Origin of the sequence: Vibrio gallaecicus (genome assembly GCF_024347495.1) — a bacterium.
Classification (GTDB): Bacteria; Pseudomonadota; Gammaproteobacteria; order Enterobacterales; family Vibrionaceae; genus Vibrio; species Vibrio gallaecicus.
The window spans coordinates 625,752-642,404 of sequence record NZ_AP025491.1; the positions used below are offsets into that span (position 1 = coordinate 625,752).

The following is a 16,653-nucleotide window of genomic DNA, read 5'->3' on the forward strand; positions in this document are numbered from 1 at the left end:
CTTTATGTTGCTTGTTACTATAAAGATAGATTTAACGGTTACCTTTTATATGGATTATGGTTTTTATGAATGATTGGGTGCTGTTTTGTCTCAATCTATTATTAAATTAAGCATCAACACACTTATAAATTGAATTGGTGATATTTTAGACACGTATTTACGCATTATTATGGAAGGGAATGTGGACGGCTAACATTAGCGAAAATTAATTTAATAGTTACTTAAGTAATAGTTAATCTTTATTTCTATTAATAATTAAGTATTGATAAAAACAACGATCAATAATAAATTGATCGCTGTTTTTATATGGTATTGCGCTAATTTCAGCAATGATAAAGTTTTGTTAAATTGAATCGAGAGGTTAATCTATATTCGTTGGTCATTAGCCTTAATTTATTGTCAACTAAACTCGCACTTAACACACCTTATTCACCATCAATAACCTTATTTCGCAGCCAATTAACGTAATTGATTAGCTTCTAAATTGATTCATAAGTCTTCGTAATTGCTCGATATCATCAACAAGCTTTCGAGTTCTATCAATGGATAATGATGATGTTTCTGATGTAGAAGAGGCAAGAGAACGAATTCGAGTGATATTAGTATTGATTTCTTTTGTCACTGTTGACTGTTGATCAACGGCTGCTGCTATTTGGTGGCTACTATCAGCGACTTCATCTAGGCGCTTATATATGTCTGTTAACAATTGCCCTGTGCTGTCTGCACGCTGTTTACATTGAACAGACAACTCACTTCCTTTCTGCATGGTTTGTACTGCATTATCTGCTGTAGACTGAAGCTGACTAATCATTAAATGAATTTCACTTGCTGAAGAACCCGTTTTAGATGCTAAGTTTCTTACTTCATCGGCTACTACCGCAAAGCCTCGACCTGCTTCACCTGCACGTGCGGCCTCAATAGCAGCATTTAATGCAAGTAAATTGGTTTGATCAGAAATTGCACTGATGACATCCAAAATGCTATCAATCTTTTTGCTATCTTGTGCTAGTTGATAAATCACATTTTTCGATTCTTCTAATTCTAAAGCAAGTGAATCTACCGCTTGGATGGTTTCGGTGATGCTTTGAAGCCCTTCTTTTGATTTATTACTGGCTTCTGAAGTCAGTGTAGAGGATGAAGTTGCACTGGTTGAAACTTCATTAATTGAATAGGTTAACTCTTCAATTGCAGTGGCTACTTGTTCGGTTTCTAGGCATTGTTGATCAATGCTTGTATCTATCGTTTGTATCGTTGCGAACTCATCTTCAGCAGATTGAAGTATTTTAGATGCAGTATCTTCCGCTCGTGCTGATACAGCACGAAGTTGTGCTGATTTCATCATTAAAGCAAGTTGGATTTGAGAAAAGTCATCTTGGAAACCAGTGTATGGTCTTTCCATTAACTCATTATCATACGTTTGTTTAGATAAAGTGGAGATATGTCTTAGCCTAGCAACAAAACGAGTTAAACAGGCTGCGAGTAAAAGATTACAAGCAAAAAATGATGCTAACCCAGTTAATTGGTTTACGAAGATGAATAGGGAAGGGACCAAAGTGACATTCAAAATCGTTAGTCCGATGATCAGCTTTAGGTATGAGATGCGTTTAGTTGAGGTTGAGAGATTATTTCTGAGGCGAGAATATAAAGTTTCCGCTCGATCCACCTGATCCGATGAAGGCTTTGAACGCACCGACTGGAACTCAATAATATTGCCCTGTTCATCTCTTATTGGCGTGACAAAAGCTGAGACCCAATAATGTTCATTTTCCTTACATTTGTTTTTAACAAGCCCCATCCAGCTTTTTCCAGCATTTAAATATGACCACATCTGTTTAAAAGCTGATTTAGGCATATCAGAGTGTCTAACAAGATTATGGGCTTTACCTAGTAGCTCACTCTCTTGATACCCTGCAATAGAACAAAAATCATCATTTGCATAAGTGACATAACTGTCGGGGTCAGTAGTAGATATTAAATTGGCAGCTGGAGGGAAATCTTTGTTGGCTGTGTTATCTGTCGTCATCCTAACTTCACTTTTCTTTTAATGGTTAAAAACGACGCAGAAATATCATACGAGTTCATGTCTCTATATGATTGAAATCAATTTGATTTTTATATTCACGAAATGAATAGGTGCAAAATAAGTTTTCGTGATCGAAACCTGTCAAATTTTTGGAATCAGCCTCTCAATCTTAACGGGTCGAAATGTTGTTTATGGTCAAAATAATTTGGATGGGTAGGCGAATTACGAATTAATCGATATATTTTGACTTATTCTTCTACAAAGTGAGTTTTATCAAGCTGCTTATTAATTTTCGTTAATCTAAATAAAAATCATTGTCATTTGAATGTTGTTTATGTAGTCTGTTTTGAAAGATTACAACATTTCTCTTCTAGGCTTTAATCTCATAAAACACCCTTAAACCCCAATATAACTGAGGTTATTCGTTTGCTTTGCCTCTTTTTTGAACGCTTCTACCTCTTTTGTTCTACCCCTTTAGGGTAGTTTGTTTTCGTAATTGATTTACATCATATTTTCATTTTCTTTCATAATTCATTATTCGCTCAGTTAAGAAATATATAACCTTCAGGAATTCTTATGAGCAAGATGAAGCTAGTCGTAATCGGTAACGGGATGGTCGGTCATCGCTATATCGAAGATTTAGTAGAGAAGACAGATGTAGCTAACATGGACATCACAGTATTCTGTGAAGAGCCACGTGTAGCTTACGATCGTGTACACCTTTCTTCATATTTTTCACACCATACTGCGGACGAACTTTCTTTAGTTAAAGAAGGCTTCTACGAGAAACACGGCATCAACATGCTAATCGGTGAACGTGCAATTAACGTTAACCGTGAAAAGAAAACAGTTTACTCAAGCACTGGTCGTGAAATTCAATACGACAAACTGATTCTTGCAACTGGTTCTTTCCCATTTGTACCGCCTATTAAAGGGCATGAAGGAAAAGATTGTTTTGTATACCGCACAATCGAAGATTTGAAAGCGATCGAAGCAACCGCTAAAAACTCTAAATCTGGTGTTGTTGTTGGTGGTGGTTTACTTGGTCTTGAAGCTGCTGGTGCACTAAAAGCGCTTGGCGTAACGACTCATGTTGTTGAGTTTGCTCCTAAGTTGATGGCTGAACAACTTGACTTGGCAGGTGGTAATCAGCTTCGTCAGAAAATCGAACGTATGGGCGTAAACGTTCATACAAGTAAGAACACGCTTGAGATTGCTCCTGAAGGCACAGAAGCTCGTAACGTTATGCGTTTTGCAGACGGTACAGAATTAGAAACTGATTTTATCGTATTCTCTGCAGGTATTCGCCCACAAGACAAACTTGCTCGTCAAATGGGTCTAGGTATTGCCCCTCGCGGTGGTATCGAGATTAACGATCACTGTCAAACGACAGATAAAGATATCTACGCTATCGGTGAGTGTGCGTCTTGGAACCAAACGTTTTACGGGCTAGTGGCTCCTGGTTACAAGATGGCGACAGTAGCGGTTGACCACGTTGTTGGTAACGAAAGCACGTTTGAAGGTGCTGACATGTCTGCGAAGCTGAAGCTTCTAGGCGTAAAAGTAGGTTCAATCGGTGATGCGAACGGTCGTACACCTGGCTGTAAGAGCTACGTTTACCAAAACGAAGAGCAAGAGGTTTACAAACGCCTAATTGTTTCTGAAGACAACAAGAAGCTTCTTGGCGCTGTAATGGTTGGCGATACTTCTGACTACGGCGACCTTCTTCAACTTATGTTGAACGAGATTGATCTACCAGAACACCCAGATGCATTGATTCTTCCAGCGCACGCTGGTGGTGAAAAACCAACGCTTGGCGCTGACTCGTTACCAGAAACTGCTGTTATTTGTTCTTGTTTCGACGTGACTAAAGGCAAAATTGCTCAAGCTGTAGCTGAAGGTCACCATACCATTGGTGATATCAAAGCAGTGACTGGCGCAGGCACGGGTTGTGGTGGTTGTATTCCACTTGTGACTTCAGTATTAAACGCTGAACTTGCTAAAGCTGGTGTGGAAGTTAAGAGCGACGTATGTGAGCACTTTGCTTATTCTCGCCAAGAGCTTTTCCACTTGATTCGTATTGAAGAAATCAAAACATTCGATGAGCTGTTAGAAAAATACGGCAAGGGTTACGGCTGTGAAGTATGTAAACCTCTAGCGGGTTCTATTCTTGCTTCTTGCTGGGGTGAACACATCCTTAAACCTGAGCTAGTGAAGCTTCATGATACCAATGACAACTTCCTAGGTAATATCCAAAAAGATGGTACTTACTCAGTTATTCCTCGTATGGCTGGTGGTGAAGTAACGCCTCAAGCTCTGAGCGTGCTTGCTGATGTTGCGGCTGAATACAATCTGTATACGAAGATCACTGGTGCACAACGCATTGGTCTATTTGGTGCTCAAAAAGATGACTTACCAGCAATCTGGAAAAAGTTAATCGCAGCAGGTTACGAAACTGGTCAAGCTTACGCTAAAGCACTGCGTATGGCGAAGACATGTGTAGGTTCAACTTGGTGTCGTTACGGTGTTCAAGATTCTGTTGGTCTAGGCGTGATGATTGAGAACCGCTACAAAGGTATCCGTACTCCTCATAAGATGAAGTTCGGTGTATCTGGCTGTACTCGTGAGTGTGCTGAAGCTCAAGGTAAAGACTTAGGTATTATCGCGACTGACGCAGGTTGGAACATGTACGTTTGTGGTAACGGTGGTATGAAGCCTCGTCATGCAGATTTACTTGCAAGTGACTTAGACCAAGAAACATTATTGAAATACATTGACCGCTTCATGATGTTCTACATTCGTACGGCTGCTCCACTACAACGTACATCAGTATGGATGGACAACCTAGAAGGTGGCGTGGATTACTTACGTGAAGTGATTGTAGACAACAAACTTGGCATCAATGATCAACTTGAAGCGGACGTAGCTGCTCTAGTGGGTAATTTCGCTTGCGAATGGACCGACACGATTAACGACGAAGCTCAACTTAAACGCTTCTCGCACTTCATCAATGCTGATGACCGTGATGACAACGTAGTATTTGTTGAAGATGGTCGTGAACAACACCGCCCTGCAACATTTACAGAAAAACACCCAGAAGCGAAGGGCGATATCCTTCACGTTGAACTGGTTTAATTGGGAGACGACATCATGGCATTTACCAAAGTTTGTAAGATCGAAGACATTGTTCCAGGTACGGGTGTATGTGCGTTGGTTGCTGGTGAGCAAGTAGCAATCTTCCGTCCAACCAAAGCGGAAGAAGTGTTTGCAATTAGTAATACAGACCCATTCTTTCAATCAAACGTTTTATCTCGCGGTTTAACGGTTGAGCACAAAGGGGAGCTTTGGGTGGCAAGCCCACTTAAAAAGCAACGCTTTAACCTAGCAACAGGTGTGTGCATGGAAGACGAGCAGTTTAGCGTTAAAGCGTATAAAGCTCGTGTAACTAAAGGTGCTGTTGAAATCTCAGCATAATCAAAATTCGGCTTTGCTTAAGTTGAGCCAGTTTAAGATTCGATAGTTCAAGGGTTCTAGTTCCCGATATTGCCTTAGTTCGGCAATTAGAACCTTTTCCTATCCGATTTTAACTTTTAAATTTAACTTTTAAGGACAATTTTATGTCTCCTGATTTCAAACCAGCTGAATTCGTTCAAACCATGATTGATGTGGGTGAAGCAAAAACTAAAACAAGTACTCGCGATCTTCTGATTCGAAGCACAATGGCTGGTATCATTCTTTCTCTAGCGGTTGTTGTTGCTATTACAACCATCGTACAAACAGGCATTGGCATTGTGGGCGCACTAGTGTTCCCAGTGGGTTTCGTAATCTTGAGTGTTATGGGCTACGACCTAGTAACAGGCGTATTTGGTCTTGCACCTTTAGCTAAATTTGATAACCGCCCTGGTATTACTTGGGGTCGTATCTTACGCTGTTGGGGTATCGTTGGTCTTGGTAACCTTATTGGTTCTCTTATTGTTGCTTTCCTAGTTGCGATTTCACTAACGGGTAACTTTTCTTTAGAGCCAAACGCAGTTGCTCAAAAGTTCATTGCTGTATCTACGGGGCGTAGTTTAGGTTTTGAAAATATGGGAATGGACGGATGGATTACTTGTTTCGTTCGCGGTATTTTCTGTAACTTAATGGTTTGCCTAGGTGTGATTGGTAACATGACGGCACGTACAGTTACTGGTCGCGTAGCAATGATGTGGTTCCCAATCTTCATCTTCTTTGCACTGGTATTTGAGCACACAGTAGTAAACATGTTCCTATTCCCACTGGGCATGATTCTAGGCGCTGATTTCGGTATCGCGACATGGTTGAACTTCAACCTTATCCCAACAATCCTAGGTAACATTGTTGGTGGTCTACTGTTCACATGTATTCCTCTATACCTAACTCATGCTAAGACTGCTCCTTCTTTAGACGCTAAGTAATTCTGAATACGGTGAAACGTAATTTAGTATGAGATTAAAAGCCCCAACAAAGTGTTTGGGGCTTTTTAGTTTAGGTCATCCCAATTAGGCAGATGAGTTCATTTACATTGAACGAAATTCCCGCAATAGATTGTTTTGTTATAAATATTTCTATCTTAGTTAGTATTTAGTCAGAATATTTATTTCAACAACTGATAATCTAAGTGTTAAGGATTTGGATAAGCCGTAAAGAATACAGCGGCTTATCGCATAGATTAAAGCTTGATATAAAACAAGCAAACCTTCGGAGCGCAGCATGTCAGAAGTATCGTCATCGAATGTTAAAGAAGTAAGCAAAGGATTTGTTTCATTAGTAGGTGCAGGTCCGGGTGACCCAGACCTCCTCACATTAAAAGCCGCACGTGTTATTCAACAAGCTGATGTGGTGGTTTATGATCGCTTAGTATCGAAAGATATATTAGCCATGGCTAACTCAGATGCAGAGATGCTATATGTGGGAAAAAAACTCGATCATCACTGTGTACCACAAGATCAAATCAATCAATTGCTAGTGACTAAAGCACAAGAGAATAAGCTGGTTGTCCGCTTAAAAGGTGGAGACTCATTCATCTTTGGTCGTGGTGGGGAAGAGTGTGAAACTCTAGCAGAAAACAATGTGAGATTTGAAGTTGTACCTGGTATTACTGCTGCCGCAGGTGCTACTGCGTATGCGGGAATCCCATTAACACATCGTGACCACGCTCAAAGTGTTCAATTCATTACTGGCCACCTGAAGAAGGACGGTGAAGATATTGATTGGCGCTCTCTTGCTCAACATAATCACACTATCGTGTTCTATATGGGGCTAAAAGAAAGCCCTAATATTCAGAAAAATTTGCTGGATAATGGTATGCGTGCTGATATGCCTGTTGCCATTATTGAAAATGGAACACGCAAAGAACAAAAGGTTTATCGAGGCGGTCTACAAGATTTATCAAACCTAGCTGCACAAGCTAAAAGCCCAGCTCTGATCGTTGTTGGAAGTGTGGCTCAACTTCATGAAAAACTGGCTTGGTTTAATGAGCAATAAATAGCGACACTTTTTAGCTAAAGTTGCCTAGTGACAGTTCAAGTTAAGATAACAAGATTAAACTCAAATATTGCAGTGGCTAGCACGTCGCTGCATTTCTTGTTTCCTCATTGGCATTTCATCGATTAAATCAGTTAAACCCTGCCAATTAGTTTCTCCATCCCATCTGTGCTTTTCTTCTCCATCTTTACCTATCAAAATTGCAGTATGTGAGCCTTCCGGAATTTGGTAAATGTTCGCAACAGATTCAATGTTGAATGCTTCGTCGAACCACTGAGGAACAGTGTATCCATCTTCCGTAATTACAATGGTTACAATGTCACGCTCTTTGAGCTGGCAATTATTGATGAGAACGCCTTTAAGAAATGATTTCACCATTGAATCTTGGCTGGGAGCAAAATAGATAACACTTCTATGTTCCAAGTAGTGCCCGTAAGCAGGGTAACTGTTGGCTTGACCTGCATAAAGGCTGACCACCAATAGAGCGAGCATGAACTTAACCATAATCTAGCCTCAATAAACTAAAAGTAGATATACGTTAAGTGTAGCTAATAGGTTCAATATTGTTCATGGATGCCACATTAGCGAAAGCTACTCGCAATTTTGAGATGAATAGAATAGTGTAGTCACACTCGATTAAAGGCATAAGAATAAAATGGAAAAAGTAGCAATTTTAGTAGATGTGCAAAACGTTTATTACACCACTCGTGATAAATACCGCAGCAATTTTGATTACAACCAATTTTGGTATGTGGCAACGGAAGGACGTGACGTTGTTGCCGCTCATGCATATGCAATTTCGAGTCAGGATCCTAAACAACGCCAGTTCCACCATATTTTGCGTGGAGTCGGGTTTGATGTGAAACTGAAGCCTTTTATCCAACGCCGTGATGGAAGCGCAAAAGGTGATTGGGATGTTGGTATCGCACTTGATGCGATTGAATTAGCAGAGCAGGCTGATGTTATTGTGCTGGTATCTGGTGATGGTGACTTCGAAATTTTAGTAGAACGAATTAAAGAGCGTTTCAACAAACCTGTAGAAGTCTATGGTGTTCCTGGTTTAACCGCCCAGAATTTAATCGATTCAGCCTCAAGATTTATACCAATTGAGAAAGACTTACTTTTATAGCGGCTATATCACATTTATCAATTGATTTAATATTAATGATAATTAAAATGCAAACCATTATTATTTATATGGTAAATGACAATGTCCCGCGTTTTAGTTGTTGATGATGATATTCAATTATGTGAATTATTGAGTGAAGTTTTAGAAGAAGAAGGGTATCACGTCGATACAGTGCATTGTGGTGAAAGTGCCCTTCAATTCATTCAAAGCAACCCTGTGGATTTAGTTTTACTTGACGTAATGCTACCAAACCTCAGCGGCCTTCAGGTTGCACGTCGCATTTGTCAGCGATTCGCGACGCCTATCTTAATGCTAACGGCTTTAAACGATGAAGCATCTATGCTTGATGGCTATCAAGCTGGTGCTGATCAGTACATTGCCAAACCATTCAAAGTGCCTGAATTACTTACACGTATTAAAGTGATCCTTCGACGCGTTGCTTTTGAGCGCCAAAGGCAATCTCTTGCGACAACGAATCAGGGATTAAACGAACAGTTATCACGGCTTCCTCTGACAGGAACTGAGCAAGAACTTTTAGACTTTTTAATCAAAAACAATGGCGTTGTTGTATCTAAATCAGATTTACAAGTGAGAGTACTGAAGAAGGAATTATGCCCATTTGATCGAAACTTAGATATGCATATCAGTAATATTCGTCGAAAGTTAGTTCAAGCTGGGTTGTCAAAGCAACACATCAAAACAGTTCGTGGGAAAGGTTACAGCTACCTAGAAACGGTAGGAGCATAACTCTTAATGGTATCTTCTTACTTTCGTTGCCCCAATTTTATCGCCAAAAGAAAAGATGGGTTAACATTTCAGTTATTCAGCTATCTCACCGTGATCTTAGTCAGCATACTTATTCTTCAAGGGTTGGCCGAAAAGGCTTTGATGAAAGCATTACTGAAAGTGCCCGAAACAGTCAAAGAAGAAATGCTTGATTTAGCTTACCAAGCGAACGTTTTGATAGAAGATGGCGATATGGATGAACTCGCTGACTGGGGGAATGCACAAGATTATTACTTATTCGTATTGGATAAGGAAGGTCGACCAATAACCCACAGAGACATGCATCCACACTTCGAATTTAAGCTACGGTTTTTACGTACTTTAGATCATCAGTTAGGGGCAAGAGTCAGTAAACCTATCTTTGGGATCCCACTTATTGAAGGGAATACCCTTGTGGTACAACTCCCACACCAAGTACATCCAGCACAAAACTTTGCTTTGTATTTCTCACTCATAAAAGCATTGATCGCACTTATTATCCTAACTTTATTTTCGATCATTATGGCGAGAAGTTTACAACAGCCTTTAGGACGATTAAGAGAGGCAAGCCGACGCTTAGCGCAAGGTGACTTCTCTGTTAGTGTGGTTTCAGAATTGAACTCTAAAACGCGAGAGTTTAATGAACTTGCCAATGATTTTGATCACATGACCAATGAAATACATTCTCTGGCGGAAAAGCAACGTCGGCTGATCCGTGATGTCTCACATGAACTGAGAACGCCTTTGGCAAGGCAAAACTTAGCACTTCACCTTCTAAGGCGGAAGATAAATGAAGACTCTCATCATTTATTGGATCGCTTAGAAAACGAAACAGAAGAAATGAATAATCTAGTTGGTGAAATTTTAGAATTTAGCCGTTTAGAGAACTCTCGTTATGACGCCAAGCTCAAATTCATGCACGTCGAACAGTATTGTTCAATGCAAGTAGAGCAGATGCAACCAGACCTTAAAACAGGACAGACTTTAAAAACTGACCTATCGACCGATTTATCAGAGGTCGCTTTAGATGAAAGGTTAGTATTAAGGGCTTTAAGTAACGTTATAGGAAATGCGATTAAGTACGCAGGTGAAGATGCCAATATTGTCGTTTTAACTCATGAAATAGAATTAGACAAAGTCTATCGAGTGATTTCTGTTGAAGATGACGGTCCCGGTATCTCTGAGAGTAAGCTTGTCGACATATTCGATCCCTTTACCCGATTAGAATCTGCTCGAGATAAACAATCGGGAGGGTACGGTCTTGGTCTTGCAATCGTTAAAGAAGCGATGTTAGTGATGAATGGGTTAGTCGTAGCCGAAAACCGAAGTCAAGGCGGTTTGAAGGTCAATCTGCTTTTCCCTATGAAACTAAACAAAAATCCAAGTTAAACAATGTGGTACTTGAAAAATATTGCATTATTTAAAAGTATCGAAAATTGAACAACACCAGCAATTGAATGACATTGCTGAAATGGTCGAAAATCATTGTTTAAACACTCTAAAAGCGCCGATATTGGTGCTTTTTTTACTTGTCAGTATGTTGTTAGATTTCATGTCAGAAAATTTACATAACTTTACGAATGCAAAGAATGTAAATTTAATGCAAATAGTAATAGTTATCACTTATATTTGCGTCCGAATTATCAAGTGGTACCGGAAACGGTTTATCAGGTTAGTCATTAAATAGTGAGATTCACTCACAATAAATAAAGCAGCCTGAACAAAAAGAAAAGTCGGAGAAAGGACATGTTTTCAAAGAGCCCATTGGCTTTAGTGATAGGCGCAGTATTAGCCTCATCAGTTGTACAAGCAGAGACAACAAAAGCAGACGAACATATGGTTGTAGAAGGTCGTGACTACGGTTATAAAGCCGACACGAACACTACAGCTATGCGCATGGAGGCGACTCAGTTAGAGACTCCTGGACAAGTATCCGTTATTGATGAACAAATCATTGATGAACAACGTGCAAGTACGTTGGGTGAAGTATTACAAAATGACGCTAGTGTTAGTGCTGGTGGTACAAGCCGTAACCGTGAGCGTTTCTCACTTCGTGGCTTTGAATTAAGCAGCTCAGATGGTTTTTTAAGAGATGGGCGTCAACATTGGTCTCACTACCGCCAGCCAATTGAATTACTAGAGCGAGTTGAAGTTCTAAAAGGTCCATCAGGATTGCTATACGGCAAATCTGAGCCGGGTGGCTTAGTCAATATGGTAACGAAGAAGCCTACATCAAACACTCAAATGTCATTAAGCCAAGATATGGGCTCTGATGATCATTTCCGTACTACTGTTGATGTAAGTGGCTCACTGAACGAAGCTGAAACACTAAGAGCTCGCGCTATTTTATCTAAAGAAACTTATGGTTCATACCGTTCATATGGTGATGGAAGTGAGCCAGAAACAGATAGATTAGTGGGTGGTCTATTCGTTGAATATGATATCAATGACAAAGTGATGATCTCTGCTCATTATGATAGAACAGAAGATCACGGCAGCGTAGATTCCGGTGCCTACATTGTAAATGGTAAGCCTGTACTTGGCGACAAATACATCTGGGATGCGGAATGGTCAGAAATTGAAAATGATGTTGAGAACTACGGTGTTTCAATTGATGCTGCAATTACAGACACTATTTCATTAAATGCAGGCTACAACCGTCAAAACTTCGAACGTTTTGATGTGGAGTCGTACCCTAACTTTAATGATTATGAGCAAACTGGTCTTATCAAGCACTCAGGTAATGAACGTACAGATAAGTGGGTTTTTGATACGGCTTACTTAGATGTAACTAAAGACTTTGAATTGCTAGGTACTGAGAACACACTACTTGTAGGTGGTAACTGGCTCGATTACTCATACGATCGTCATCAAGCTTATTACAACTCTGTTTCTGTTGCTCCTGGAGAAACTGTAGGTAAACCTGGTTATTCAGGTCGTGTAAGAGAGTCTGAGTCTGACTACAAAACATACGGTGTTTACTTACAAAACATGATGACAATCAACGACCAATGGCAAGTGCTAGCTGGTTTACGTTTTGATGAGAAGAAAACAGATGATTTGACAGAAAACCAAGTGTCTCCAAAACTAGGTGTGATTTACCACCCTGCTGAAAATGGCTCTGTATACGTACAATACTCTGAAAGCTTCATGCCAATTGGTGCTGTGAATGGTGATCAGTACGTTAACGATGGCGAAGAACTTGACGCTGAACGCGGTATTTCTTACGAAATCGGTACTAAATGGGAGCTATTGGATGAGCGCCTATTCGTAAGCGGTGCACTGTTTGATATCACCAAAGAAAATGTGGCTCTTGATGTTGAAGCCGGTTTAGACGGGAATGGCGATACGCTTTATGACAAAACTCAAGGCGGTGAGCAGAAACACCGTGGTGTTGAGGTTACAGTGCAAGGCTTCGTAACTGATAGCTTCTCTCTATCGGCTTCTACAATGTATCTTGATGCTGAAATCACGAAAGATAAGACTTACCAAGGTAACCAACCAGCGGATGTTCCTGAATTATCTGCAAGCCTTTGGTCAACATATGAAGTGGTTAACAACACTGATGTGAATCTTGGTCTTATTTATGAAGGTGAGCGCTACGGAGACGCAGCAAATACATTCAAAAAAGACGGTTATACTCGTGTAGATATGGGCGCAGCTTATACTCATAAATACGATGAAAATTTTGACATCATTGCACGTATCAATATTGAAAATGTATTTGATACGGAATACCAAGCAGGTGGTGGTTCAACAAGTAGTAATTACGAAGGTGCTAAAAATGTTGTTCTTGGCGAAGGTCGTAACTACATGGCAACTTTACAAGTTAAATATTAATACTTAGTAATGAAATGATAGGGGAGAGCAATGCTTTCCCCTTTTGTGATTGTGCTACATCAATAAAATATGATATTAAATTAAGGATGTTATTGATAATGAGAGTGGTTATCAATAAACTTCATATGAATCTCTTCTTCTAAAGTAATTGACTACAACTATGAACTTTTTAAAAACGAGCCTAGCGCTTCAAGTTATTCTTATCAGTGGTGGCATGATTGCGACAACCGCGTCGGCTAATAGCCTAGACCAAGCGCAATCTATTCAAAATAAAACCAATAACGCATCTGCATCCAGTCAGAAAGTGATCAATAAAAGTTCTGAAGCAACATTAGCCTTGAAAGCTGAGATTGAGCGATTGCAAGAAGAAGTGAAAAATTTAGAAATCTATCATGACCACCTTGCGGCTCTTGTGAATAGCCAAAATCAAGAAGCGGCAAGTATCGATGCACAAATTGATCAAATAAAATATACACGTCAAGGTGTCGTACCTTTGATGTATCAGATGATCGATGGGTTGCATGTTATTGTTGAACAAGACATGCCAATCAAAAAAGAACAACGTTTAGAGCGAGTAGAAAAGCTTCAATCTATGATGGTTCGTGCCGACGTAAGTGATGCAGAAAAATACCGCCGCATTCTAGAGGCTTACCAAATTGAAATGGATTACGGCATCAAATTGGGCGTCTACCAAGGTCGTATGGCGTTGAATGGTGGAGAAGCAGGCAATGAACAAATTATCGAAGCTGACATACTGCATTTAGGGCGCACTTCTCTTATCGCTCGTAATTTGAATGGTAGCCAGTACTGGTCTTGGAATCAGACATCAAAACAGTGGCTTGAGCTAGACCCTTCTATGAAAACTGATTTAGATAAAGCTTATGACATTGCAGGCCAGCAAGCTGCACCGAGCTTAATCACTTTACCTGTCTCTCTTATTACTGCGGAGGTGAAGTAACATGAACTTTAACTCAAATTCATTATTCTCTTTAAAGCCTCTTACTGCACTTTTATGCGCTATTTCACTTTCTTTTCCGGTAATGGCTGCAACAAGTACATCTGCCGATCTTGCGAATAAAGCTACTGCTGAAAACAAGGCTCAGGCTCGTCACAATATTCAACGAGAAGCTGAGTTCAAACAGACAGAAAAACAACTTTTAGCGTTAAAGACGAAGCTGGAAGTGAAACAGAAAACAATCCAGCAGCAAACTGATGTGTTGACTGAAGCATTCAGTGAAAACGAAAATAAGCTAGCGCGTCTTGAAGAAAAACTGCGTTTAGAAACGGGCAGTTTAGGTGAGCTTTTTGGTGTCGTTCGCCAAAATGCAAAAGAGCTTGGCACTGAATTACATAATACCGTGAACAGTGTAGACCGAGGTGTTCATACTGACACAGTCGATCAAATCATTGACGCCAAATCATTACCTTCAATGGAACAGTTAACTGGTTTGTGGATAAGTATGTCAGAGCAAATTTCTGCAAGCCGCGAGTTGGGTAAAGCTCAAATTTCATTTATTGATGGTAATGGTAATACATCTCTAGTTGAAGCTTATCGCCTAGGTTCAATTGGTTTAGTAACAGAGCAAGGTTACGTGAGTTGGGATAGCAAACGAAATGATGCCATTGCGTACATGAAGCAGCCAGATAACGGACCTGTTATTAGCTCTCTTTCTTCACTAGCTGCCGGTGAGACTACTAATATAATCATCGATCCATCTCGTGGTTTCATGCTTGAGCAACTCGCATTAACCCCAAGTTTACGAGACCGTCTTCAAGCCGGTGGTGTTGTAGGTAAAGTCATTCTTGGTTTACTTGCGATTGGTCTCCTCATTGCTCTTTTCCGTGGCGTGTCTCTAGCGATTGCTCGTCAAAAAATCCGCTCACAACTTAAAAAGCCAGATCAACCAGGAAATAACCCATTAGGTCGTGTACTAGCGGTTTATGACAAAGAGCAGAATAGAAGCGTAGAAGCACTTGAGCTGAGATTACTTGAAGCGGTAGTTGATGAACAAACTCATTTAGAGAAAGGTTTGTCCATGCTTAAGCTGCTAGCAGCACTCGCTCCAATGCTTGGTTTACTTGGTACTGTGACAGGCATGATCGAAACATTCCAAGTGATTACTCAATTTGGTAATGGTGATCCTAAAGTTATGGCTGGCGGTATCTCTATGGCGCTTATCACAACGGTACTTGGTTTGGTGGCAGCTATGCCTCTTCTACTTGCACATAATATTTTAAGCACACAAGCTGAAAATATCCGTAATATTCTCGAGAAACAGGGTATTGGTTTAGTTGCTGAGCAAGCTGAAAAAACAACACAGCCTGAAGCTTCACTATCATCTGTTGGGACCGCTGCGTAATGGGTATTTCATTGGGGAGCTCAATTTTGTCGAGCTCCATCATTCCAAATGGCTTAATACCGGATGCATTGCTCACGAGTAATTGGCTGCTTTCATTAAATCACTTTATGGAGCAGGGCGGCTTTGTATTGTGGTGGCTAGCGGCGGTTGTCGTGGTGTACTGGCTGCTGGTGGTAGAGCGTGTATTGTATCTAACGCTCTATTTCCCAAAGCAACGCAAACAATGGATTAGCCAGTGGCATGCTAGAAATGACCAGTCATCTTGGCATGCTAAAGCTATACGTGAAGGTTGGTTAGGGCAAGCGAGTATGTTGCTCAACCAAAACCTGAACTTTATTAAGCTGTTGGTTGCGATTTGCCCAATGCTTGGTTTATTAGGAACGGTTACGGGAATGATTTCTGTCTTTGATGTGATGGCTACGCAAGGCAGTAGTAATCCGAAACTAATGGCTTCAGGCATTTCTTTAGCGACACTACCTACGATGGCGGGAATGGTTGCGGCATTAGCTGGAATGTTTGTTCATGCACGCTTAGCAAAGGTGTGCTCTCGTTTAGAATTAAAATTAGAAAAATCATTAAGGAGTCAACAATGAGACTCGGCAGACGTCAAAACCGAAATGAAGAGGCTCAAATTGACCTAACTTCTATGCTTGATATCGTATTTATCATGCTGATTTTCTTTATTGTGACGAGTTCATTTGTACGTGAGTCTGGGGTAGAAGTAAATCGCCCTCAGGCGTCTAATGTTGTTAGCCAAAAAGATGCGGGTATTTTTGTTGCTATTACTTCGACAAACGACATTTTTATTGATAAGCGCATGATCGATGTTGAGCGTGTTCAAGCAACACTTGAGCATTTATTGCTAGAACAACCTGATGCATCCTTAGTTATTCAAGCGGATGAGCATGCATACAATGGAACCGTTGTTAAAGTGATGGATGCCGCTAAAGGCGCTGGCGTGAAAAATATAGCTTTAGCGGCAGAGAAACGATAATGATCTTTTATTTAAAAGTTCGATCCGCCTTTATAGGTAA

At 40.4% G+C, this 16,653-nt stretch carries 14 protein-coding genes; 12 read left to right on the plus strand and 2 right to left on the minus strand.

The window, feature by feature from the left end:
- Positions 1 to 472: 472 nt before the first annotated feature.
- Positions 473 to 2,023: a methyl-accepting chemotaxis protein gene (locus OCU78_RS17195; protein ID WP_137374331.1), complete on the minus strand. Its 1,551-nt coding sequence runs from the start codon at positions 2,021 to 2,023 to the stop codon at positions 473 to 475.
- Between the two features lie 576 nt (positions 2,024 to 2,599).
- Here OCU78_RS17195 and nirB point away from each other — a divergent pair.
- The 4 genes from nirB to cobA all read left to right on the plus strand — a co-directional run bounded on the left by nirB (position 2,600) and on the right by cobA (position 7,525).
- On the plus strand, positions 2,600 to 5,158 hold the full coding sequence (gene nirB, locus OCU78_RS17200) for a nitrite reductase large subunit NirB (RefSeq protein WP_137374330.1): 2,559 nt from the start codon (positions 2,600 to 2,602) through the stop codon (positions 5,156 to 5,158).
- Between the two features lie 15 nt (positions 5,159 to 5,173).
- Positions 5,174 to 5,497 (plus strand): nitrite reductase small subunit NirD, encoded by a 324-nt coding sequence (gene nirD, locus OCU78_RS17205; RefSeq protein WP_137374329.1) that lies wholly within the window; start codon positions 5,174 to 5,176, stop codon positions 5,495 to 5,497.
- Positions 5,498 to 5,640: 143 nt separating this feature from the next.
- Positions 5,641 to 6,456 carry a formate/nitrite transporter family protein gene (locus OCU78_RS17210; RefSeq protein WP_137374328.1) on the plus strand — a complete coding sequence of 272 codons (816 nt, stop codon included), beginning with the start codon at positions 5,641 to 5,643 and terminating at the stop codon, positions 6,454 to 6,456.
- Between the two features lie 295 nt (positions 6,457 to 6,751).
- Entirely contained in the window at positions 6,752 to 7,525 is a 774-nt protein-coding gene (gene cobA, locus OCU78_RS17215) for a uroporphyrinogen-III C-methyltransferase (RefSeq protein ID WP_137374327.1), read from the plus strand.
- 63 nt (positions 7,526 to 7,588) lie between these two features.
- Here cobA and OCU78_RS17220 read toward each other — a convergent pair whose 3' ends face one another.
- The gene (locus tag OCU78_RS17220) at positions 7,589 to 8,029 is read right to left on the minus strand and encodes a DUF4174 domain-containing protein (RefSeq protein ID WP_137374326.1); all 441 of its coding nucleotides are present in this window, start codon (positions 8,027 to 8,029) and stop codon (positions 7,589 to 7,591) included.
- 151 nt (positions 8,030 to 8,180) lie between these two features.
- Here OCU78_RS17220 and OCU78_RS17225 point away from each other — a divergent pair, with 151 nt between their 5' ends.
- The 8 genes from OCU78_RS17225 to OCU78_RS17260 all read left to right on the plus strand — a co-directional run bounded on the left by OCU78_RS17225 (position 8,181) and on the right by OCU78_RS17260 (position 16,613).
- Positions 8,181 to 8,654: a LabA-like NYN domain-containing protein gene (locus OCU78_RS17225; RefSeq protein ID WP_137374325.1), complete on the plus strand. Its 474-nt coding sequence runs from the start codon at positions 8,181 to 8,183 to the stop codon at positions 8,652 to 8,654.
- Positions 8,655 to 8,735: 81 nt separating this feature from the next.
- Positions 8,736 to 9,401, plus strand: coding sequence for a response regulator transcription factor (locus OCU78_RS17230; RefSeq protein ID WP_137374324.1), 666 nt, complete (start codon positions 8,736 to 8,738; stop codon positions 9,399 to 9,401).
- Positions 9,402 to 9,407: 6 nt separating this feature from the next.
- A complete protein-coding gene (locus OCU78_RS17235) occupies positions 9,408 to 10,808 on the plus strand; it encodes a histidine kinase sensor domain-containing protein (protein WP_137374323.1) in 1,401 nt (466 codons plus the stop codon).
- Positions 10,809 to 11,165: 357 nt separating this feature from the next.
- Positions 11,166 to 13,259, plus strand: a complete 2,094-nt coding sequence (locus OCU78_RS17240) for a TonB-dependent siderophore receptor (RefSeq protein ID WP_137374322.1) — start codon at positions 11,166 to 11,168, stop codon at positions 13,257 to 13,259.
- 160 nt (positions 13,260 to 13,419) lie between these two features.
- On the plus strand, positions 13,420 to 14,217 hold the full coding sequence (locus OCU78_RS17245) for a DUF3450 domain-containing protein (RefSeq protein ID WP_137374321.1): 798 nt from the start codon (positions 13,420 to 13,422) through the stop codon (positions 14,215 to 14,217).
- A gap of 1 nt (position 14,218) precedes the next feature.
- A complete protein-coding gene (locus OCU78_RS17250; protein WP_137374320.1) occupies positions 14,219 to 15,619 on the plus strand; it encodes a MotA/TolQ/ExbB proton channel family protein in 1,401 nt (466 codons plus the stop codon).
- The gene (locus OCU78_RS17255; RefSeq protein ID WP_137374319.1) at positions 15,619 to 16,212 is read left to right on the plus strand and encodes a MotA/TolQ/ExbB proton channel family protein; all 594 of its coding nucleotides are present in this window, start codon (positions 15,619 to 15,621) and stop codon (positions 16,210 to 16,212) included. The genes OCU78_RS17250 and OCU78_RS17255 overlap by 1 nt, the downstream gene beginning before the upstream one ends.
- Positions 16,209 to 16,613: an ExbD/TolR family protein gene (locus OCU78_RS17260; RefSeq protein ID WP_137374318.1), complete on the plus strand. Its 405-nt coding sequence runs from the start codon at positions 16,209 to 16,211 to the stop codon at positions 16,611 to 16,613. The genes OCU78_RS17255 and OCU78_RS17260 overlap by 4 nt, the downstream gene beginning before the upstream one ends.
- Positions 16,614 to 16,653 lie beyond the last annotated feature (40 nt).